This is a genomic window from bacterium, from assembly GCA_024224155.1.
In the GTDB taxonomy this organism is placed as follows: Bacteria; Acidobacteriota; Thermoanaerobaculia; order Multivoradales; family JAHEKO01; genus CALZIK01.
The window spans coordinates 1-1,199 of record JAAENP010000008.1 but is presented as its reverse complement, the minus strand read 5'-3'; the positions used below and the strand labels follow the sequence as shown (position 1 = coordinate 1,199).

Sequence of the window (1,199 nt, the reverse complement as noted above, 5' to 3'; positions counted from 1 at the left end):
CTTTCGAGCGCGCCGAAGAGCAGAGCCAGTTGGTTCGCGGTTCGGTCCAGAATCGAATGATTCGCTACGTGACGGCGATCATGGAATCGAAAGCAGGTATGGAAGTCATCGTTGCATCGCCGACGGCAGGATCGTGTGCAGCCCTGCCGGGCGCCCTTCTGGCAGTGGGTGATGGCCATGAATGGCCGGAAGAGAAGCTGGTTCAGGGCCTTCTCGCATCTGGCTTGATCGGTATCTTCATCGCCGAGGGGGCGACCTTCTCGGCGGAGCTCGGCGGCTGTATGGCCGAATGCGGGTCCGCCTCGGGCATGGCAGCGGCTGGACTGACCGAGATGATGGGGGGCAATCCGGCGGCGGCCCTGTGCGCGGCCTCGGTCGCTCTTCAGAATATGTTCGGCTTGACCTGCGATCCCATCGCCAACCGGGTCGAGGCTCCCTGCCTGGGCAAGAACGCGATGGCCGCGAGCAATGCCGTCAATAGCGCCAACATGGCGCTCGCCGGGTACCAGCACCTGATTCCGCTCGACGAGGTCATCGCGGCAATGGATGAGGTCGGAAGGGCGATGCCGCGGGAATTGTGCTGCACGGCACTCGGTGGACTCTCTACCACGCCGACCTCCAAGGCCCTCGAGTTGACGCTGGACCGTAAGCCCCTTTGCTAGTTTCCAGCTCAGGTCCTGCGCCGCGTAGTCGAACCAGTTCTGGCGCTTCCAGGAGTACCGTTCGGCCCTAGCCGTCGAGCAGGTCGCGGGTGACGTGGCCGATGACCAGGATGCGGCTCGAACGGCCCATGAATCTGTCGCGTTCAGGAGTCGATCAGCCCGAGCAGCCGATCCGCCGGACGGCCGACGACGGCGCGCTCGCCGAGCACCCCGATCGGACGCTGCAGCAGCGTCGGATGCTCGGCCATGTGGGCGACGAGCGCATTGTCCCCCCCGTCGCCGGTCAGGCCCAGCTCCTCGAAGGCGCGGTCGTGGCGACGCAGCACGTCGCGCGGGGCGAGGCCGAGCCTCGCCAAGACGCCGCGCAGCTCGCCCTCGGTGAGCGGCTCCTTCGTGTACTCGCGGTAGCGGTATTCCACCCCGCGCTCGTTGAGCAAGGCGACCGCCTTGCGGCAGGTCCCTCAGGTACGGGTGCAGATCAACTCGAGCATGGTCCCTCCGAGTGATTGAAATGGCGATGCGCTTGTTCGCGAACGT

General features: G+C 65.6%; 2 protein-coding genes. One reads left to right on the top strand and one right to left on the bottom strand.

The window, feature by feature from the left end:
• A partial coding sequence (locus tag GY769_00915; protein ID MCP4200478.1) for a serine dehydratase occupies positions 1-662 on the top strand: 662 nt, incomplete at its 5' end.
• Between the two features lie 143 nt (positions 663-805).
• On the opposite strand, the gene GY769_00910 is transcribed toward GY769_00915, so the two are convergent.
• Positions 806-1,099 (bottom strand): arsenate reductase (glutaredoxin), encoded by a 294-nt coding sequence (locus GY769_00910; GenBank protein ID MCP4200477.1) that lies wholly within the window; start codon positions 1,097-1,099, stop codon positions 806-808.
• Positions 1,100-1,199: the final 100 nt, after the last annotated feature.